Annotated in this window: 12 protein-coding genes and 1 tRNA gene; 9 read left to right on the top strand and 4 right to left on the bottom strand. The window is 63.3% G+C overall.

Going from position 1 to position 20,646, the window contains the following annotated elements; all coding sequences use genetic code 11:
- The first annotated feature begins 202 nt into the window (after positions 1-202).
- Genes gltB through pyk form a run of 3 tightly spaced genes read left to right on the top strand, consistent with a single transcriptional unit; the run spans position 203 to position 7,817 of the window.
- The gene (gene gltB / locus BJ994_RS06750; protein WP_167992751.1) at positions 203-4,816 is read left to right on the top strand and encodes a glutamate synthase large subunit; all 4,614 of its coding nucleotides are present in this window, start codon (positions 203-205) and stop codon (positions 4,814-4,816) included.
- Positions 4,809-6,266 (top strand): glutamate synthase small subunit, encoded by a 1,458-nt coding sequence (locus BJ994_RS06755; protein ID WP_167992752.1) that lies wholly within the window; start codon positions 4,809-4,811, stop codon positions 6,264-6,266. Before gltB ends, BJ994_RS06755 begins: the two co-directional genes overlap by 8 nt.
- A 57-nt stretch (positions 6,267-6,323) precedes the next feature.
- Entirely contained in the window at positions 6,324-7,817 is a 1,494-nt protein-coding gene (pyk, locus tag BJ994_RS06760; RefSeq protein ID WP_167992754.1) for a pyruvate kinase, read from the top strand.
- A 98-nt stretch (positions 7,818-7,915) separates the two neighbouring features.
- On the opposite strand, the gene BJ994_RS06765 is transcribed toward pyk, so the two are convergent.
- Positions 7,916-8,518, bottom strand: a complete 603-nt coding sequence (locus BJ994_RS06765) for a response regulator (protein WP_167992757.1) — start codon at positions 8,516-8,518, stop codon at positions 7,916-7,918.
- Between the two features lie 166 nt (positions 8,519-8,684).
- Between BJ994_RS06765 and BJ994_RS06770 the strand changes: the two genes are divergently transcribed.
- Positions 8,685-8,766 (top strand) — tRNA-Leu (locus BJ994_RS06770).
- Positions 8,767-8,832: 66 nt separating this feature from the next.
- Here the strand turns inward: BJ994_RS06770 and BJ994_RS06775 are convergent.
- A complete protein-coding gene (locus BJ994_RS06775) occupies positions 8,833-9,453 on the bottom strand; it encodes an L-threonylcarbamoyladenylate synthase (protein ID WP_167992760.1) in 621 nt (206 codons plus the stop codon).
- 43 nt (positions 9,454-9,496) lie between these two features.
- Positions 9,497-9,976, bottom strand: a complete 480-nt coding sequence (locus BJ994_RS06780) for a PaaI family thioesterase (protein WP_167992762.1) — start codon at positions 9,974-9,976, stop codon at positions 9,497-9,499.
- Positions 9,977-10,112: 136 nt separating this feature from the next.
- Between BJ994_RS06780 and polA the strand changes: the two genes are divergently transcribed.
- The 3 genes from polA (at position 10,113) to rpsA (ending at position 15,888) form a co-directional block, all read left to right on the top strand.
- The gene (polA, locus tag BJ994_RS06785; protein ID WP_245192461.1) at positions 10,113-12,746 is read left to right on the top strand and encodes a DNA polymerase I; all 2,634 of its coding nucleotides are present in this window, start codon (positions 10,113-10,115) and stop codon (positions 12,744-12,746) included.
- Between the two features lie 62 nt (positions 12,747-12,808).
- Complete coding sequence (locus BJ994_RS06790; protein WP_342450309.1) at positions 12,809-14,101, top strand: GNAT family N-acetyltransferase; 1,293 nt, start codon at positions 12,809-12,811, stop codon at positions 14,099-14,101.
- Positions 14,102-14,406: 305 nt separating this feature from the next.
- The gene (gene rpsA / locus BJ994_RS06795) at positions 14,407-15,888 is read left to right on the top strand and encodes a 30S ribosomal protein S1 (RefSeq protein ID WP_167992769.1); all 1,482 of its coding nucleotides are present in this window, start codon (positions 14,407-14,409) and stop codon (positions 15,886-15,888) included.
- Positions 15,889-16,029: 141 nt separating this feature from the next.
- Here the strand turns inward: rpsA and BJ994_RS06800 are convergent, their stop codons facing one another.
- Positions 16,030-17,181 (bottom strand): methyltransferase, encoded by a 1,152-nt coding sequence (locus tag BJ994_RS06800; protein WP_167992772.1) that lies wholly within the window; start codon positions 17,179-17,181, stop codon positions 16,030-16,032.
- A gap of 91 nt (positions 17,182-17,272) precedes the next feature.
- Here BJ994_RS06800 and coaE point away from each other — a divergent pair, with 91 nt between their 5' ends.
- Positions 17,273-18,487 carry a dephospho-CoA kinase gene (gene coaE / locus BJ994_RS06805; protein ID WP_167992775.1) on the top strand — a complete coding sequence of 405 codons (1,215 nt, stop codon included), beginning with the start codon at positions 17,273-17,275 and terminating at the stop codon, positions 18,485-18,487.
- 76 nt (positions 18,488-18,563) lie between these two features.
- Positions 18,564-20,645: an excinuclease ABC subunit UvrB gene (gene uvrB / locus BJ994_RS06810; RefSeq protein ID WP_167992777.1), complete on the top strand. Its 2,082-nt coding sequence runs from the start codon at positions 18,564-18,566 to the stop codon at positions 20,643-20,645.
- Position 20,646: the final 1 nt, after the last annotated feature.

Below are 20,646 nucleotides of genomic sequence, written 5' to 3' on the forward strand. Positions count from 1 at the left end.
AGCTCACCGGCTTCGCGCCGTACCGGCAGGAAATGATTCAGGCCGCACTGTCCCAAATCGTTGCCCGCAGTCCCTGCTGGCGGCTGGCAGACCGGTCATACAATGTGCACATGTAATCGGCGCTGCCAGTTAGTGAGGCACCTGCGCCCGGGGCCAGAGCTGTCCCCTCCCGACGCTCCATCATGGGGGAAGGACTCTTTCTATGACTGCACCCAATGGCATCACTGCACCAGCCACCGTTAAGGCCGGCAACTCCTCCGCGGCCGAATCACCGTTCACCCGTTTCGCGGACTATCCCGAAGCCACGGGCCTGTACAACCCGGAGAATGAGAAGGACGCCTGCGGCCTGGCCGTCATCGCGACGCTGCGCGGCGAACCCGGCCATGACATCGTCGACGCCGCACTCACCGCCCTGCGCAACCTCGAGCACCGTGGCGCGGTCGGTGCCGATGAGGGTACGGGGGACGGCGCCGGGCTGCTGACTCAGGTCCCTGACGAGTTCTTTCGCGCCGTCGTCGACTTCGATCTTCCCGCTGCCGGCATGTACGCGGTCGGCACCGCGTTCCTGCCCGCCGAGGCCAAGGAAGAGGCAACTGCCCGTGCAGGGCTTGAGGCCCTCGCCGAATCCGAGGGCCTGCTCGTTCTCGGCTGGCGGGAAGTACCTATCACCGCGGACCTGATCGGCGCGATGGCCAGGGCGTGCATGCCCCACTTCGTCCAGTTGTTCCTCGCACCCGTGAACAGCGACGCCAGGGACCTCGACGCGCGTGCGTTCCGGTTCCGGAAGCGTGCCCAGAACAAGTACGGTGTGTACTTCCCGTCCCTGTCCTCGCGCACCATGGTCTATAAGGGAATGCTCACCACGGCCCAGCTTGAGCCGTTCTACCCGGACCTGTCCGATCCCCGGTTCAAGACCAAGCTCGGTATCGTGCATTCACGGTTCTCCACCAATACCTTCCCGTCCTGGCCCCTGGCCCAGCCGTTCCGTGCCATCGCGCACAACGGCGAGATCAACACCGTCAAGGGCAACCGCAACTGGATGCGTGCCCGCCAGTCCCAGCTGGCGCACCCGCTTCTGGGCGAGTCGCCCGAGGAACTGTTCCCGATCTGCACGCCCGGTGCGTCGGACTCCGCCTCCTTCGACGAGGTAGCCGAGCTGCTCATGCTCGCGGGCCGTCCGATCACGCACGCGATCATGATGATGATCCCGGAGGCATGGGAAAACCACGCCTCCATGGACCCCGCCCGGCGGGCCTTCTACCAGTACCACTCCATGCTGATGGAGCCCTGGGATGGCCCCGCCGCCGTCTCGTTCACTGACGGGCGCCTTGTGGGCGCCGTGCTTGACCGCAATGGGCTGCGTCCTGCCCGTTACTGGGTCATGGAAGACGGACTCGTGGTGCTCGCCTCCGAGGTGGGGGTTATCGACGTCGAAGCATCGAAGGTAGTCCGGAAGGGACGTGTCTCCCCGGGCAAGATGTTCCTGGTGGACACCGAGGACGGCCGGATCATCGAGGACCAGGAGGTCAAGGCCGAGATCGCAGCGGCGAACCCGTGGGGCGAGTGGGTCAAGGAGAACCTGATCGACCTGAAGGACCTGCCCGAGCGCGAGCATGTGGTTCACACCAAAGCCTCCATCAACCGTCGTCAGCGCACCTTCGGGTACACGCAGGAGGAGTTGCGCATCCTGCTCGGCCCGATGGCGAAAGCGGGCGCCGAACCCCTGGGAGCCATGGGCTCGGATACGCCGGTTGCCGTGCTGTCGAAGCGCCCACGGCTTCTGTTCGACTACTTCGTGCAGTCCTTCGCGCAGGTCACCAATCCACCCCTTGACGCCATCCGCGAGGAACTGGTCACCTCGATGGGCGTCACGATCGGCCCGGATGGAAACCTCCTGTCCGCAAGCCAGGTGCATGCGAAGCAGATCGCCCTGAACTTTCCAGTCATCAACAACGATGAACTGGCGAAGATCGCCAATCTGGAGTCCGACGACGGCGATCGCCTCACGGTGCGCATCCGCGGGCTCTACCGGGTTGACGGCGGCGAAGCGTCCCTTCGGGCGCGGCTGGCCGAAATTTGTGAGCAGGTCTCAAGCGCCATCAACCGCGGAATCCAGTTCGTGGTGCTCTCCGATCGCGATTCAAATGCTCAGTGGGCGCCGATTCCGTCGCTGCTGCTGACCTCGGCGGTGCATCACCACCTGCTCAAGAGCGCAAACCGCACCAAGACCTCCCTGGTCGTGGAAGCCGGAGATGTGCGGGAAGTGCACCACGTTGCTGTGCTCATCGGTTACGGCGCCTCCGCCATCAACCCGTACCTCGCGATGGAGAGCTGTGAGGAACTGGTCCGCAACGGCGACATCCGCGGAGTTACTGCAGAGCAGGCCGTGGCGAACCTGATCAAGGGACTCGGCAAGGGCGTCCTGAAGATCATGTCCAAGATGGGCATTTCAACGGTCAGCTCGTATTGCGGCGCCCAGACGTTCGAGGCACTGGGGCTTTCGCAGGAACTCGTCGACGAATACTTCCATGGCACGCAGACCCAGCTGGGCGGCGTGGGGCTGGACGTCGTCGCCGCGGAGGCTGCCGCCCGCCACGAGAACGCGTACCCTGAGGACGGAATCGAGGACCCGTACCGGAGCCTTGATAACGGCGGCGAGTACCAGTGGCGCCGCGAAGGCCCACCGCACCTGTTCAATCCCGAGACTGTCTTCCGGCTGCAGCATGCCACTCGTGAACGCCGCTATGACATCTTCAAGTCCTACACGCGCGGTGTTGACGACCAGTCCCGCGAGCTCATGACCCTCCGTGGCCTGCTCGGATTCAAGAAGGGTCTCCGTCCGGCTGTTCCGCTGGAAGAGGTCGAGCCGGTTTCGAGCATCGTGAAGCGGTTCTCCACCGGTGCGATGAGCTACGGATCCATCTCGCAGGAAGCACACGAGACACTCGCCATTGCGATGAACCGGATCGGTGCCAAGTCCAACACGGGCGAGGGCGGCGAAGATGTGGACCGGCTGCTGGACCCGGAGCGGCGGTCAGCCATCAAGCAGGTTGCTTCCGGCCGGTTCGGCGTTACGAGTCTTTACCTGACCAACGCGGACGATATCCAGATCAAGATGGCCCAGGGCGCCAAACCCGGCGAGGGCGGCCAGCTGATGAGCCAGAAGGTATACCCGTGGGTGGCACGGACGCGTCATTCGACGCCCGGCGTGGCACTGATCTCGCCTCCGCCGCACCACGACATCTATTCCATCGAGGACCTGGCGCAGCTGATCTACGACCTCAAGCGAGCCAATACTTCCGCCCGCGTACACGTGAAGCTTGTGTCCGAGGTGGGTATCGGCACGGTTGCCGCAGGCGTGACCAAGGCCAAGGCCGACGTCGTTCTCATCTCAGGGCACGACGGCGGAACGGGTGCCAGCCCGCTCAACTCGCTGAAGCATGCCGGTGTGCCCTGGGAACTGGGCGTCGCCGAAACCCAACAGACGCTCATGATGAACGGACTGCGCGACCGCGTGGTGGTCCAGGTTGACGGGCAACTGAAGACCGGCCGCGACGTGCTCATTGCTGCGCTTTTGGGAGGCGAGGAGTTCGGCTTTGCGACTGCGCCGCTCGTTGTTTCGGGCTGCATCATGATGCGCGTCTGCCACCTTGATACCTGTCCGGTAGGTGTTGCCACCCAGAACCCGGAGCTGCGCAGCCGTTTCACCGGGAAGCCTGAGTTCGTTGTGAACTTCTTCGAGTTCATTGCCGAGGAAGTCCGTGAACTCCTGGCCGAGCTGGGCTTCCGCACACTGAATGAGGCGATTGGGCACAGCGAGGTGCTGGACGTCCAGAAGGCCGTGGACCACTGGAAGGCCGACGGCCTGGACCTCGATCCGATCCTGCGCGGCAACGAGTTCGGTGACGATGCGCCGTTGCGGAACATGTTGCCGCAGAATCACGAGCTGGATCAGCACTTCGACAACAAGCTGATCGACATGAGCAGCGATGCGTTGAACCACCGTGCGCCCGTGCGGATCACGGTGGACGTCGTCAATACGGACCGCTCCGTGGGCACCATGCTTGGACACGAGGTGACGCGGTGCTTCGGAGTGGAGACACTCGCCACGGACACCATCGACGTCACGCTCACCGGTCAGGCCGGGCAATCCCTCGGCGCATTCCTGCCCGCCGGCATCACCCTGCGTTTGTTCGGAGATTCGAACGACTACGTGGGTAAGGGTCTCTCCGGGGGCCGGATCATAGTCCGTCCTGACCGGGCGAACGTGTTTGCCGCCCACCGCAACGTCATCGCGGGCAACGTCATCGGCTACGGCGCCACGAGCGGTGAGATCTTTCTCCGCGGCCAGGTGGGGGAGCGGTTCCTCGTGCGCAATTCGGGTGCAACCGCCGTCGTCGAAGGCATTGGCGATCATGGCTGCGAATACATGACCGGCGGGCAGACGCTCATCCTTGGGCGAACCGGCAGGAACTTCGGAGCTGGCATGTCCGGGGGGACCGCCTACGTGCTGGACCTTGAAGAGCACCGAATGAATACCCAGGCCCTGAGCAGCGGGGAACTCGCGCTCGTGGAGCTGGACGCCGAAGACGTTGAGATTGTCCGCCAGCTCCTTATCAAGCATCTGGAGGAAACGGAGTCCCCGCTCGCCGCTGCGCTGCTTGACGACTTCGAAGGTACTGTTCCGCGGTTGACGAAGGTTCTCCCACGGGATTATGCACGGGTTCTCGACGCGCGGGCCGCAGCCATTGAAGAGGGTCTCGATCCTGACGGAGAAGAGGTCTGGAACAGGATTTTGGAGGTTACCGGTGGCTGATCCACGTGGATTCATGAAAGTGCGCGAGCGTCAGACGCAGCCGCGGCGCCCCGTTCCGGTCCGGATCATGGACTGGAAGGAAGTGTACGAGGCCCAGGAGAAGGGCGTCCTGAAAAGCCAGGCCGGCCGCTGCATGGACTGTGGGATCCCGTTCTGCCATCAGGGTTGCCCGTTGGGCAACCTCATTCCCGAGTGGAACGACCTGACGTGGCGGGACAAGGGCCGCGAAGCCATCGACCGGCTCCATGCCACCAACAACTTCCCGGAATTCACCGGGCGCTTGTGCCCGGCACCCTGCGAGGCCTCCTGTGTGCTGGGCATCAACCAGCCGCCGGTGACCATCAAGCAGGTCGAAGTCTCGATCATCGACGAGGCTTTCGACAACGACTGGGTGCATCCCCACCCGCCGGAGCGGCTCACCGGCAAGACTATTGCCGTCGTCGGGTCCGGGCCCGCAGGGCTCGCTGCTGCACAGCAGCTCACCCGGGCAGGACACACCGTTGCGGTGTATGAGCGCGATGACCGGATCGGGGGCCTGCTGCGCTACGGCATTCCCGACTTCAAGATGGAGAAAATCCAGCTCGATCGCCGTCTTGAACAGATGAGGGCTGAAGGCACGCGCTTCCGGGCCGGTGTCGACGTTGGTCGCGACATCAGCTGGGACCAGCTGCGCCGCCGGTACGACGCCGTTGTTGTCGCCACTGGTGCGACCATCCCACGCGACCTGCCCATTCCCGGCCGTGAACTCGACGGCGTGCACTTCGCCATGGACTATCTGGTCCAGGCGAACCGCGTGGTAGCCGGAGATGAGGTCGAGGATCAGATCCACGCCGAGGGAAAGCATGTGGTCATCCTGGGCGGAGGCGACACGGGCGCGGACTGCCTCGGTACGGCGCACCGGCACAAGGCCGCCTCGGTCACCACCCTTGCGATCGGCCAGCAGCCGCCGGCAGAACGCGCCGCGCACCAGCCCTGGCCTACGTTCCCGACGCTCTTCGAGGTTGCCAGCGCCCACGAGGAAGGCGGTGAGCGCACCTACCTGGCGTCAACCGTCGAGTTCGTTGGCGAAAATGGCCGGCTCAAGGCGGTCAAGGTTGCCGAGACGGAGTTCGTCAATGGCCGCCGCGTACCCAAGGCCGGCACTGAGCGGGATATTCCGGCTGACCTGGTGTTCCTGTCGCTGGGCTTCACAGGCCCCGAACCGGCACGGATTACAGAGCAGCTTGATGCCGAATTCGATGATCGCGGTAACGTTGGGCGTGATGGCTATTACATGACCAACACCCCCGGAATTTTCGTCGCTGGAGATGCCGGACGCGGGCAGTCGCTTATCGTGTGGGCGATCGCCGAGGGGCGCGCCTGCGCCGCCGCGGTGGATCAGTGGCTGATGGGCCGCACCAAACTGCCCGCACCGGTGGCACCGACCGACCGCGCTATCAACGTCCTGTAAATCACGGGAGCACGAGCGCACAGCAGTCAACGAATAACGAGACGACAGGCAAGGTTTATGAGACGCGCAAAGATAGTTGCCACATTCGGACCGGCGATCGCAAGCTACGAGAACACGCTCGCAGTGCTTGATGCCGGTGTGGATGTCGCCCGAATGAATATGAGCCACGGGGATCATTCCGTGCACAACCAGACCTATGAGTTTGTACGCAAGGCGGCGGAGGAGCTCGGCCGTCCGGTCGGCATTTTCGCCGACCTGCAGGGCCCGAAGATCCGTCTGGGACGTTTCGCGGACGGACCGCACATGCTCCTGCCCGGCGACATCTTCACAATTACCACCGAAGACGTCGAAGGAACCTCTGAGCTGTGCTCGACCACGCACAAGGGGCTGCCGAAGGACGTCAACGTCGGGGACACGCTCCTGATCGACGACGGCAAGGTGGCGCTGCGTGCGATCGAGGTTGACGACACGCGCGTCAAGACCGAAGTTACGGTGGGCGGTGCGGTTTCCAACAACAAGGGAATCAATCTCCCCGGAGTCGCGGTCAACGTTCCGGCGCTGAGCGACAAGGATGAAGAAGATCTACGCTGGGCAATCCAGCGCGGCGTCGACATGGTGGCGCTGTCCTTCGTGCGAAACGCCGCCGACGTCGAACGCGTGCACGAGATCATGGACGAGGAAGGACGCCGTGTTCCGGTGATCGCCAAGATCGAGAAGCCGCAGGCGGTGGACGCGATCGAGGAAATCATCGACGCGTTCGATGCGATCATGGTTGCCCGTGGGGACCTGGGCGTGGAATTGCCGCTGCAGGACGTCCCGATCGTGCAGAAGCGCGCGATTGAACTGGCACGCCGCTGGGCGAAGCCGGTCATTGTGGCCACCCAGGTTCTTGAGTCGATGATCGACAATCCGCGTCCCACGCGTGCTGAAGCATCGGATTGTGCCAATGCGGTGCTTGACGGTGCCGACGCAGTGATGCTGTCGGGCGAGACCAGCGTGGGCAAATACCCGATCGACACAGTCCGCACAATGGCGGACATCATTGAGTCGACTGAGAAGCATGGCCTGGACCGCGTGCCTCCGCTTGGCAGCAAGCCGAAGACCCGCGGTGGAGCAATCACGCGGGCAGCGGTCGAGATCTCCGACCAGCTTGATGCAAAGTACATTTGTACTTTCACCCAGTCCGGTGATTCCGCGCGGCGGCTCTCGAGGCTGCGCCCGACCAAACCGGTCTTCGCGTTCACGCCAGTGCAATCCACCCTGAATACCATGTCACTGATCTGGGGTGTCCAGCCGATGCTCGTGGAGTTCGCCGAGCACACCGACCAGATGACCGCACAGGTTGATCGCGTCCTGTTCGAACAGAAGCTGGTTGAGCTGAATGACCTTGTGGTGATCGCTGCCGGCTCGCCTCCCGGACAGGCCGGCTCGACTAACTCAATCAAGGTGCACAAGGTGGGCGACATCGCCGACGCCGGCCAGCTCCCCGAGGGTTACACGCCCAGCAAGGAGAAGGTCGGTCCCTGGCCCGTGAAAAACTCCCGCCAGTAGTCCCGGCTGAACAGGCAGGGCCCCGATCGCTGATCGGGGCCCTGCCTGTTTAAGGACCTGGTCGTTTACCGGCGTCGGCCTGCCCGACGCCGGCGAAATCAGTTGACCTGGTTGATGATGGTTTCGGCCACCTCACGCATGCTGAGGCGGCGGTCCATCGAGGTTTTCTGGATCCAGCGGAACGCCTCGGGCTCGGTGAGGCCCATCTTGGTGGTGAGCAGGCTCTTGGCGCGCTCAACAAGCTTGCGGGTGGCGAACTGTTCCTGAAGGTCGGAGACCTCGTTTTCGAGCGCCTTGATCTCCTCGTGGCGGGACAGGGCAATCTCGATTGCCGGCATGAGGTCGGCGGGGGTAAAAGGCTTGACGACGTAGGCCATGGCACCGGCGTCGCGTGCGCGTTCCACGAGCTCTTTCTGGCTGAATGCGGTCAACAGGACCACCGGGGCAATGCGCGCCTTGACGATATGTTCAGCTGCCGTGATGCCGTCCATGATTGGCATCTTGACGTCCATCAGCACGAGGTCCGGCTTGTGCTCCTGCGCCAGCTGAACGGCTTTCTCACCGTTGTCGGCCTCTGCAACCACCTCGTAGCCCTCACCGCGCAGGATCTCCACAATGTCGAGGCGGATGAGTGTCTCATCCTCGGCAACTATGACGCGCCGTGCCGGGCTCGTGGCGGTTGAGTCGCGGGTTTCAGACACTGATGGCTCCTTGATATGCGTCTATGGTTCTGGCTGTTCGAGGGGCACGCTTACAACCGGTGCCCCGGTTCACTGCAACAGCCTATCGGCATGTAGAGTAGATTCGCGCACTGGGGACGGTCTGAGTCACGTATCTCACGTTCATCCTGCAGGCAGGCGCCACCTGGCCCGAATGGCGGAATTGGCAGACGCGCTGCACTCAAAATGCAGTATCGAAAGGTGTGTGGGTTCGAGTCCCACTTCGGGCACATTTCTCAATCGTCGGGCTTTCCCGCAGAGGGCGGTCCCGCTCCAGCTCGCTCAGGGGAACCGCGTTACTCGAACCTAGACGGATCACCCATGCCGTGCCGCACAACTTCAGCGAAACCGTTGGAGAAGTCGACAACGGTTGTCGGCTCAGCGCCGCATTCGCCGGAATCCACGACGCCGTCCACCTGGTGGTCCAGCAGTTCCTTGATCTCCCAGCCTTCGGTGGGCGGCTGTTCCTGATCGGGTAACAACAACGTGCTGGAAAGAAGCGGTTCCCCGAGTTCCTCCAGGAGCGCGTTGACCATTCGGTGGTCAGGGATGCGTACTCCCACGGTCTTCTTCTTGGGATGAAGCAGCCGGCGGGGCACTTCTTGGGTGGCGCGCAGGATGAAGGTGTAACTGCCCGGCGTCACTGCCTTGATGCTACGGAACACGTCGTTGTCGACGAGGACGAACTGACCCAGCTGTGAGAAGTCCCGGCACACAAGCGTGAAGTGATGCTTGTTGTCGAGCTTGCGGATGGTGCGGATGCGGTCCAGGGCGTCTTTGTTGCCAATCTGGGCGCCGAGGGCGTAGCAGGAGTCCGTCGGGTAGGCGATCAGACCGCCGGACCTCACCATGTCGGCCACCTGCGCGATGGCGCGCGGCTGCGGATCCTGCGGATGGATATCGAAGAACCTCGCCATGTCCACAGCTTACGTCTGTCCGGAAGGCCGCGGTTACCTGACGTCAGTCGCGGATCAAGTTCGTGATCCGCGCGGTGGATAGCCGTTTGCCCGCTTCGTCGGTCATGACCACTTCATGGGTGGTGAGCGTGCGCCCAAGGTGGATTGCGACGGCGGTACCGGTGATCACGCCGGATGCAGCGGAGCGATGATGGGTGGCACTGATCTCAATACCGAGAGCCTGTCGGTCCGGCCCGGCATGGAGGCCCGCGGCGAATGAGCCAAGCGTCTCGGCGAGCACCAGATGTGCACCGCCGTGCAGGATTCCGGCCACTTGCTGGTTGCCCTCTACAGGCATCGTCGCCACCATACGCCGTGCACCCATTTCCTGGAACACAATGCCCATTTTCGCAGCCAGCCGGCCGATGCCGTGGTCCCGCAGCCATTCGTGCATCGACTCCGGAACACCCGCGGCGAGCAGCTCCTGACGGTACGGGTGGGCGTCGTCGTCGGAGCCGGGACCGGGAATGAAAATGTCGTTCATGGCAACTAGGCTGGCACCTGTGAGCCAAACAAACCAATCTGCCGACGCCGGCGAGCAAACAGACGCGACAACGGGTGCCGCAGCGCCCACAGACACACTGGAGCGTTCGCGTCTGCTGGTGATCGACGGCCACTCCATGGCGTTCCGCGCATTCTATGCCCTGCCCGCAGAGAATTTCTCCACCGATACGGGCCAGCACACCAACGCCGTGTACGGGTTTACTGCCATGCTGATCAACCTCCTGCGGGATCAGGAACCCACCCACGTAGCGGTCGCCTTTGACCTGGACACACCCACCTTCCGTGATGCGGAGTACTCGGAGTACAAGGGCGGGCGCTCGCGCACCCCGGAGGAGTTCCACGGACAGGTGGACCTCATCATCAAGGTGCTGGAGACCATGCGGATTCCCACGCTGTCCATGGACGGCTATGAGGCGGATGATGTGCTTGCAACCCTGGCGGTCGATGCCGCGGACCTCGGCTGGGACGTCCAGGTGGTCAGCGGCGACCGCGATGTGTTCCAGTTGGTGAATGACCGGGTCACTGTGCTGTACCCGAAGCAAGGCGTTACCAACATTCCGCAGATGGATGCGAAAGCTGTTGAAGAGAAGTACTTTGTGCCGCCCCATCTCTACTCGGATCTCGCGGCTCTGGTTGGAGAAACCGCGGACAACCTCCCGGGTGTACCAGGCGTTGGTCCGAAGACCGCTGCCAAATGGATTCTGAAATACGGCGGGCTGGACGGAATCCTTGAGAACCTGGATTCGATCGGCGGCAAGGTCGGAGACGCACTTCGCGAAAATATTGAGAACGTCAAGCGGAATCGGCGGCTCAACCGGTTGCTCACCGACCTTGAGCTGCCGGTGGACCTGCAGGCCATGAAGGCGCAGAATCCGGACCGCGACGCCGTGGAGGACCTCTTTGACGCGCTCCAGTTCAACGTACTCCGGAAGCGCCTGTTCGACCTCGTCGGCGAAAATGAGCCCGAGACGACAGGCGCCGAAATGGCTCCACCTCCGCACCGGATCCTCACAGGTGCTGAAGAACTCACGTCCTGGCTGAACGCCACCAACCAGGCCACAGCCGCGGTGCAGGTGGTGACCCGCTCCACGAGCGGGGGAGAGGAGGCAATCGGCGTTGCCCTCGTGACGGCGTCGTCGGCTGCATATGTACCCTTCGAGGAGCTCGACGCCGAGGTGGAGCGCGTGGTCGCCGCCTGGCTGGAAGACCTGGATGCGCCAAAGGTAGTCCATGACTACAAGGCCGCGTACAAGCTGCTCCACCATCGCGGCTTCACCCTTGCGGGTGAAGTGGACGACACCGCAATTTCCGGCTACCTGATCCAGCCTGACCGGCGGAGCTATGAACTTGCCGATCTCAGCCAGTTCCACCTCAAACTGGCCGTCCCTGCCGCGGCGGGCGCGGCCGGCGGGCAGCAGGCGTTAGCCCTCGAGGAGGAAGACGTGGCAACACCGGCTGTCGCTGCTGCGTACGCGGCCCTGGAGCTCAGCCGTCACTTCTCCGGCCAGCTGGTTGAGCGCGGCGCCAATCAGTTACTCGCCGGGCTTGAACTTCCGCTTTCGGAGGTTCTGGCGCAGATGGAGCTCACCGGAATCGCCGTGGCTGTGGACGGCCTTGATCGGCTGTATGAGGACTTCTCCGCCACTATGGCGAGCACCAGTGCCGAAGCCTTCCGGATCATCGGCAAGGAGATCAATCTTGGCTCGCCCAAGCAGCTGCAGGCTGTCCTCTTCGACGAGTTGGAGTTGCCGAAGACCAAGAAGATCAAGACCGGCTACTCCACGGACGCAGATGCGTTGACCGATCTGATCGTGAAGACGGGGCACCCGTTCCTTGAGCAGTTGCTCGCGCACCGTGATGCCTCGAAGCTCCGGCAGACGGTTGAGGGTTTGCGCAAGTCGATCGCGGACGACGGCCGTATCCACACGACGTACGTGCAGACCATCGCCGCTACCGGGCGGCTCTCGTCGATGAACCCGAACCTGCAGAACATCCCGATCCGCTCGGATGAAGGACGCCGGATCCGCGAGGCTTTCGTGGTTGGTCCGGGCTACGAGTGCCTGATGACGGCGGACTACTCACAGATCGAAATGCGCATCATGGCGCATCTCTCGGGCGACGAGGGTCTCATCGCGGCGTTCAACGAGGGTGAGGACCTGCATCGCTTTGTGGGTTCGCATATCTTCGGCGTAGCGCCCGAGGACGTCACCAACGCCATGCGCTCCAAGGTGAAGGCCATGTCCTACGGGCTGGTTTACGGTTTGAGTTCCTTCGGCCTGTCAAAGCAGCTGGCTATTTCCGTGGACGAGGCGCGGAACCTCATGCGGGATTACTTTGACCGCTTCGGAGCGGTGCGGGATTACCTGCGGGGGATCGTCGAGCAGGCCCGCAAGGACGGCTTCACTTCAACGATTGAGGGCCGCCGCCGTTACCTGCCAGACCTCGCGAGCGATAACCGGCAGCTGCGCGAGATGGCTGAGCGGGCAGCGTTGAACGCCCCCATCCAGGGTTCCGCCGCGGACATCATCAAGAAGGCGATGCTCGGTGTTGAGGAACAGTTGCGAGTACGCGGCCTGGCTTCCCGGATGCTGCTTCAGGTGCACGATGAACTGGTTCTTGAGGTCGCAGCCGGCGAGCGGGGCGAAGTGGACCAGCTGGTGCGTGCCGAAATGGCGGGCGCTGCGGATCTCTCGGTGCCGCTGGATGTATCCGTGGGGACCGGGATGAGCTGGCATGAAGCCGCGCATTAGCGCTGGCCCGGTCCGTTCAAAGGGCACTAGGCTGACTGATTGTGACTGCACATACTGAAACGGTGGCAACTGGCCTGCGCATCGAAACCTTCACAGTCGAAGAAGAGACCGACACAACAGCTGGCGGTCAGCTCTCCTCCTGGTTCGAGGGCGTGAGCTTCGGCTTCCACGAGAACCGCAGGGAGAACGAGGACCTGCCGAAGCTTGCAGAGGCGTTCGCGGCGGACCGGCGGACGGTGTGGGGCGTTTACGACGAGCAGCCCGGGCCGCATGCCTGGGATCCGCGCGTTCCGGTGGCGACGTACGCGACGATGGTGAACACCCTCAACGTCGGGGGAGGCCGGCTCCTTGACGCGCACCTCGTGACAGCCGTGACGGTGCGCCCCACCCACCGGCGTCGCGGCTTGCTTCGCCGCATGATCACTTCCGACCTGCAGGGTGCGGCAGATCGCGGTCTCGCGATCGCTGCGCTCACTGCCTCAGAGGCAACCATCTACGGACGCTTCGGGTTCGGAGCCGCAACGTTCACCACCAGTGTCGAGGTCGACGTTCGGGAACGCTTCGCGGTGACCGCGCCAGCTTACGGCAGGGTCGAGGTCGTGGAGCCGGACGCCGTCGTCGGGCTGGCGCAGGAAATCTTCGCGGGCTTCCATGGCCGCTCCCTCGGTTCGATCGGGCGGCAGTTCGCCTATGCGCGGCGGGCCTCAGGGCTCTGGGGCGATGAGCGCCCACAGCCGGACAAGGGTGTGCGGACGGCAGTTCATTACGACGACGACGGGCGGCCGGACGGCTACGTCACCTACAAGTTCGCGGGCTGGGAGAGCACGCCCTACACCATGCGCGTGAAGGACCTCGTGGCGACCTCCGACGCCGCCTACCTTGAGCTGTGGCGTTTCCTCGGATCGCTGGATCTGGTGGAGCGGGTAAGTTTCAACCTCGCCTCGGTGCAGGATCCTCTTCCCTGGGCTCTCTCTGATCGCCGCTGCAGGGGTCTGTTGGGCGAAGAAGATGTGCTGTGGCTCCGCATCCTCGATCCGGTCGCTGCGCTCCGGGCGCGGCACTACGAGGCGGACGGTTCACTCATCCTGACGATCGCCGATGGTCTGGGGTACGCGGCCGGCAGCTTTGAGTTGACGGTAACGGACGGTGTCGGTTCGGTCCGCACGGTGGACGAAGGGACGCCGGCCGATATCGCGCTCGACGTCGCAGCCCTTGGTTCGATCTATCTGGGTGGCGTAGACGCGCGGACCCTTGCGAGTGCCGGGCAGATCCGGGTGGGCTCGCCGGAGGGCTTGGACCGCGCGGACCACCTGTTCAGCGTTGCCCGACAGCCTTACTGCATCACGCATTTCTAACCGGAAGTGCGCGTCCCGGCCGCGCCGGAGTATCCACCGACGCGCTTTGACCTGCTTTGCCGCCGGAGGCTAGACTGAGTAGGCGTGTCGCGCGCACGGTGATCCGTCTCGGTCAGTGAGGCTGCGGTGAGACTGCCATGCGGCGCACGCAAGCTTTACGGAGTTCCAAGGAACTCCACTGTATTTTCACATCCCAATTGCCCACATCCGGGCAGGCTCCAGATGGCGAGTGCATTGAGTTGCGCCCGCCATACAGTGCCGCGACACCCGGATCAATACATAATCCACAACGGAGCCCCAACTACATGACCATCACCACCACCGAGAAGCCAGGTGCCCCCCAGGTCGCTATCAACGACATCGGCACTGCTGAGGACTTCCTCGCAGCCATTGACGCCACCATCAAGTACTTCAACGACGGAGATCTCGTTGAGGGAACGGTAGTCAAGGTTGACCGTGACGAAGTCCTGCTCGACATCGGTTACAAGACCGAAGGTGTCATTCCTTCCCGCGAGCTTTCCATCAAGCACGATGTCGATCCGGGGGACGTGGTCTCCGTTGGTGATGAGGTTGAAGCGCTTGTCCTCACCAAGGAAGACAAAGAAGGCCGTCTGATCCTCTCCAAGAAGCGCGCTCAGTACGAGCGCGCCTGGGGCGACATCGAGAAGGTCAAGGAGGAAGACGGCGTCGTTACCGGTACCGTCATCGAGGTCGTCAAGGGTGGCCTCATCCTGGACATCGGGCTCCGTGGCTTCCTTCCCGCATCCCTCGTGGAGATGCGTCGTGTACGCGATTTGGCTCCGTACATCGGTCAGCAGATCGAAGCCAAGATCATCGAGCTGGACAAGAACCGCAACAACGTTGTGCTTTCCCGCCGTGCCTGGCTCGAGCAGACGCAGTCCGAGGTCCGCTCCACCTTCCTCAACAAGCTTGAGAAGGGCCAGGTCCGTCCGGGTGTCGTTTCCTCAATCGTCAACTTCGGTGCGTTCGTGGATCTTGGCGGTGTAGACGGCCTGGTTCACGTTTCCGAGCTGTCCTGGAAGCATATCGACCACCCGTCCGAGGTTGTCGAGGTTGGCCAGGAAGTAACCGTCGAGGTGCTCGAGGTGGATCTGGACCGCGAGCGTGTCTCCCTGTCGCTGAAGGCTACGCAGGAAGATCCGTGGCAGACCTTCGCACGTACGCACGCACTGGGTCAGGTTGTACCCGGCAAGGTCACCAAGCTGGTTCCCTTCGGTGCGTTCGTGCGCGTCGAAGACGGCATCGAAGGCCTCGTGCACATCTCCGAGCTGGCTGTCCGTCACGTTGAGCTGGCCGAGCAGGTTGTCTCCGTTGGCGACGAACTGTTCGTCAAGGTCATCGACATCGACCTTGAGCGCCGCCGCATCTCCCTCAGCCTCAAGCAGGCTAATGAGGGTGTCGATGCTGACAGCACCGAGTTCGACCCGGCGCTCTACGGTATGGCTGCGGAGTACGACGAAGAGGGCAACTACAAGTACCCCGAGGGCTTCGACCCCGAGTCCAACGAGTGGCTCGAGGGTTACGAGACCCAGCGCGCCGCCTGGGAAGCTCAGTACGCTGAGGCCCAGTCGCGTTGGGAGTCCCACAAGAAGCAGGTCGAGCAGCACGCTAACGACGATGCAGCTGCGGCCAACGAGCCTGCTGACTCCGGCACCACCAGCTACTCCTCGGAGCCGGTTGTTGAGGCCAACCCGGGCGCTGGCACCGGCACCCTGGCGTCGGATGAGGCGCTGGCTGCCCTGCGTGAGAAGCTCACGGGCAACTAAGGTTTCCTTACGTGCAGGAAGGCCCCTGTCCGCTTCGGACAGGGGCCTTCTCTGCTTTCCGGCCCCGCATCGACTCTCCCCAAATGGGCCTTTCCAGCTGCTTGAATCGTTTCTAAACCACCAAATTTGGAGAGTCGTTTACTAGGAGCGGCGGGCCGAGACTGTCACGGTGAATTTGGGGTTGCGCGCCACCTGACGGGTTGGGCCGACGTGCTTCTCCAGCGCACCGCGGTACTGGAGGTGGCTGTTCCACACGATCCATAGCTCGCCGCCGGGACAAAGCACGCGTGCGGCGTCCTCGAACAGCTTCAGCGCAATACCGGCGTGTACCGTGTGACCCGAGTGGAAGGGCGGGTTCAACGCCACCAGTTCGGCGCTGCCATCGGGTTGCTGTGAGAGAGCGTCATCGCGAACGACGGCGACGCGCCCGCCGACGCCGTTGGCTTCCGCGCTAGCCCGGGTTGCCGCCACGGCCGCCGCCGAAGCGTCGGAGGCGGTGACGGAAAGCCCGGGCCGGGCCAGAGCAAGATAGGCCGCGATGGTGCCATTGCCGCACCCCAGATCGATCGCATGCCGGGCTGCACGGGCCTCGCTGAGGTACGGAAGCAGGAAGCGCGTACCGGGGTCCAGCTTCGCTCCGCCGAAGGTGGCGCCATAAGCCCGAAGCTGCAGTGGACGTTCAAGGCCTACATCGTGTGCCGAACCTTTGGGGAACGGATTGGGGCCGGCTGCCAAGGGATGCCGCGCCGTCAGTACCCTGGACTTCTGGCGTGCCAGGCCGGCCGTAACGCTGCCGAAGTACTTCTCGAGCACTTGCGACATCGCAGGCGCCATGTGCTTCACCCGTCCGCCCGCCAGCAACGTCACGTCACTCGCGGCGTTCGAGGCAATGTGCCATGCAACTTCTTCGAGCGCATCGAGTGAACGGGGCAGTTGCAACAGGACGTACCGTGCGGCGTCGAAGAGGCTCGCGTCCAGCGCATGGGAAGTGAAGCTGTGTGCCATGCCAGAGCGCTCGGCGTTGGCGGCCAGGGCGCGTTCGCCCGTGATTGAGTCCTGGTGGACACGGATTTCCGTTGCTCCCAGGTGCTGGGCCCCTAGTGTCAGGGCGCCGTAGGCATCCCCGACCACGACTACTTCACCGGAGAAAGTCGACGGCAGTTGGTCCGCGACGGTATCCAGGAGTAAGCGGTCGGTCGCGTCCGAGGCGAACAGGTTCTCGGTCTCTATGTCCGGCCAACGTCTCAGGCTTTCGAAGTCAAAGCCGGGCGCCGTGCCGCTCCTTGCATTCACCCACCAAGTCTAGACACCGGGTGCGGCGGCTCCGGCACTGCGCCAGACGCTCTAGCGGAAAGGGCAGATCGACACCGGTAGCCTTACATTCATGCTGAGGGTTGGATTGACGGGCGGCATCGCGGCGGGAAAATCGCTCGCCGCTTCCGCACTACGGGAGCTGGGTGCTGTCCTCATTGACGCTGACCTGTTGGCGCGCACGGTTGTGCAGCCGGGCACGGACGGTCTCCGAGAAGTGGTGGATGCCTTCGGACCTGGAGTGTTGCTCCCGGACGGCGCGCTGGATCGGGCGGCCCTTGGCGCGCGGATTTTTGACGATCCGAACGCGCGCTCCACGCTCAACGGCATCATCCATCCCCGCGTCCGGGACAAGGCCGCCGAAGCGGAAGCGGCCGCAGAGACGTCTTCGGAGGGTGCCGCCGTCGTCGTCGTGCATGACATCCCCCTGCTGGTGGAGACCGGACAGGAGGACAGGTTTCATCTTGTGCTTGTGGTGGACGCGCCGGAGGAAGAGCGCGTACGGCGGATGATTGACAATCGAGGCCTCACCGAGCAGGAGTCTCTCAGTCGTATCCGAGCCCAGGCCGACGCCGTGACGCGTAATGCAGCCGCCGACGTCGTCCTCGATAATTCGGGCGGCCCCGATGATCTGCTGGATGCGGTGCAACGCGTGTGGTCGGAGCGGCTCCTGCCATTTGCGGAAAATCTCCAGGACGGTCGTGTGGCGAAGCGTTGGGGCGGCCCTGTGCTGGTCGAGAATCCTGACTGGCCCCGGCAAGCTGGGCTGTTGGTGCGGCGGTTGAGCAGGGTGGACCCCCGCATTCTCGGCGTCCATCACATTGGATCGACGGCGGTGCCAGGGCTCCCGGCCGCCGACGTTATCGACCTGCAGGTCACCGTCTCTTCCCTGCAGGATGCCGATGAGCTGTCCAGTGCGCTTGCGGCGGCAGGATTCCCTAGGCCGTCTGGACCTTCACCGGATACCGTTCCCGACCGGCCGCAGGAGGAGGAGCGGCATCACTGCAACGCGGACCCCGGGCGACCGGTCAACGTGCATGTGCGTGTGCACGGGTCCCCGGGCTGGCGGTTTGCGTTGGCCTTCCGGGATTGGCTTCGGGCGAATTCCAGCATGGCTGCGGCCTATCTCGCGGAGAAGGAACGGTGCTGCGAAATTCACCGGAACGATCCGAGCATTGCCGGCTATTCCGTGTGCAAGGACAGTTGGCTCGCCGAATGTGCGGATCCGCGGTTGAAGACGTGGATTGACGACGCCAGCTGGTCGCCCGAACGGGCGCCGGTCCTGTGAGAACGGCGTTCAGCCGCGAGCAAAGAACGGCCTTTGCGGACAGTCGTTGTCCGCAGGCTGGCGGTAACGTAGGACTATGAGTCTTGCGCAGGAGATCAACCGTGTCGTGGCACCGTTCGAGGTGGTCAGCGAATACCAGCCGGCGGGCGATCAACCAACGGCCATCAAGGAACTCGCGGAGCGGATCAACGCCGGTGAAAAGGACGTTGTCCTGCTCGGCGCAACCGGCACCGGCAAGAGCGCAACCACGGCCTGGCTGATCGAGCAGGTGCAGCGGCCAACACTGGTCATGGTGCAGAACAAGACCCTCGCCGCGCAGTTGGCCAACGAGTTCCGGGAATTGCTGCCCAACAACGCCGTTGAGTACTTCGTCTCCTACTACGACTACTACCAGCCCGAGGCCTACGTTCCACAGACAGACACCTTCATCGAGAAGGATTCATCGATCAATGAGGAAGTGGAGAGGCTTCGGCACTCCGCAACCAATGCGCTGCTCACCCGGCGTGATGTCATCGTCGTGGCCACCGTGTCCTGCATCTACGGCCTCGGCACGCCGGAGGAGTACGTGTCCGCGATGGTCACGCTGCGCCGGGGCCAGGAGATGAACCGGGACGATCTCCTGCGCCAGTTCGTCTCGATGCAGTATGTGCGCAACGACATGGACTTCCACCGGGGAACCTTCCGGGTCCGCGGAGACACTGTCGAGATCATCCCGATGTATGAAGAGCACGCAATCCGCATCGAGTTCTTCGGCGACGAGGTGGAACGCATCTACACGCTGCATCCGCTCACCGGCGAAGTGATTCGTGAGGAGACCGAGATGTACGTCTTCCCGGCATCCCACTACGTGGCCGGTCCCGAGCGCATGGGACGGGCGGTCACCCGGATTGAGGACGAACTCCGGGAGCGCCTTCAGGACCTTGAGTCGCAGAACAAGCTGGTCGAAGCGCAGCGGCTCCGCATGCGCACCACCTATGACCTCGAGATGATGCAGCAGATGGGGTTCTGCAACGGCATCGAGAACTACTCGCGCCACATCGACGGGCGGATCCAGGGGAGTGCGCCGCACTGCCTGCTCGACTATTTCCCGGATGACTTCCTGCTGGTGGTGGATGAGTCACACGTGACCATCCCGCAGATCGGCGCCATGTATGAGGGCGACATGTCCCGTAAGCGCACCCTGGTGGATCACGGGTTCCGTCTGCCATCGGCCATGGATAACCGGCCGCTGAAGTGGGACGAGTTCCTGGAACGCATCGGGCAAACCGTGTACCTGTCGGCTACTCCGGGCAAGTACGAACTCAGCAAATCGGACGGTTACGTCCAGCAGATCATCCGCCCCACCGGGCTCGTGGACCCCGAGGTGATAGTGAAGCCGAGCAAGGGCCAGATCGATGACCTGCTCGGTGAGATCCAGACACGCGTGGAGCGCGACGAACGCGTACTGGTGACTACGCTGACCAAGCGCATGGCTGAGGACCTCACGGGCTACCTGCTTGAGCACGGCGTGAAGGTCGAGTACCTCCATTCCGACGTCGATACGCTGCGCCGCGTTGAGCTCCTACGGGAGCTGCGCCTCGGCACGTTCGATGTGCTGGTGGGCATCAACCTGCTGAGGGAGGGCCTGGACCTTCCGGAGGTCTCGCTGGTCAGCATTCTCGACGCCGACAAGGAGGGCTTCCTCCGCAGCTCCACCTCGCTCATCCAGACCATCGGCCGCGCCGCGCGTAACGTGTCTGGCCAGGTACACATGTACGCCGACCGCATCACCGATTCAATGGCCAAGGCTATTGACGAGACCAATCGCCGGCGCGACATCCAGGTTGCCTTCAACAAGAAACACGGTGTGGATCCGCAGCCATTGCGGAAGCGGATCGCGGACATCACCGATTCCCTTGCCAGGGAGGACGCCGACACGCGGGAACTGCTCGAGAAGACCTCAAAGGGTGCCAAGGGCAAAGGCAAGGGAAGAGCCGTTCGGGCGGACGGGCTGGCAGCGGTTCCCGCCGAGGATCTCACGGATCTCATCAGCCAACTCACCGCGCAGATGCATGCTGCGGCCGAAGAACTGCAGTTCGAGCTGGCAGCACGGTTGCGTGACGAGGTCGGCGATCTGAAGAAGGAGCTGCGGCAGATGCAGTCCGCCGGGCACGCCTGAC

Source organism: Arthrobacter pigmenti (genome assembly GCF_011927905.1).
Lineage (GTDB): Bacteria > Actinomycetota > Actinomycetes > Actinomycetales > Micrococcaceae > Arthrobacter_D > Arthrobacter_D pigmenti.

Excerpts from the sequence above, each read along its gene's own strand:
- gltB (WP_167992751.1), top strand. The coding sequence starts at position 203 with ATGACTGCACCCAATGGCATCACTGCACCAGCCACCGTTAAGGCCGGC.
- pyk (WP_167992754.1), top strand. The coding sequence starts at position 6,324 with ATGAGACGCGCAAAGATAGTTGCCACATTCGGACCGGCGATCGCAAGC.
- BJ994_RS06775 (WP_167992760.1), bottom strand. The coding sequence starts at position 9,453 with ATGGCGAGGTTCTTCGATATCCATCCGCAGGATCCGCAGCCGCGCGCC.
- BJ994_RS06780 (WP_167992762.1), bottom strand. The coding sequence starts at position 9,976 with ATGAACGACATTTTCATTCCCGGTCCCGGCTCCGACGACGACGCCCAC.
- polA (WP_245192461.1), top strand. The coding sequence starts at position 10,113 with ATGGCGTTCCGCGCATTCTATGCCCTGCCCGCAGAGAATTTCTCCACC.
- rpsA (WP_167992769.1), top strand. The coding sequence starts at position 14,407 with ATGACCATCACCACCACCGAGAAGCCAGGTGCCCCCCAGGTCGCTATC.
- coaE (WP_167992775.1), top strand. The coding sequence starts at position 17,273 with ATGCTGAGGGTTGGATTGACGGGCGGCATCGCGGCGGGAAAATCGCTC.
- uvrB (WP_167992777.1), top strand. The coding sequence starts at position 18,564 with ATGAGTCTTGCGCAGGAGATCAACCGTGTCGTGGCACCGTTCGAGGTG.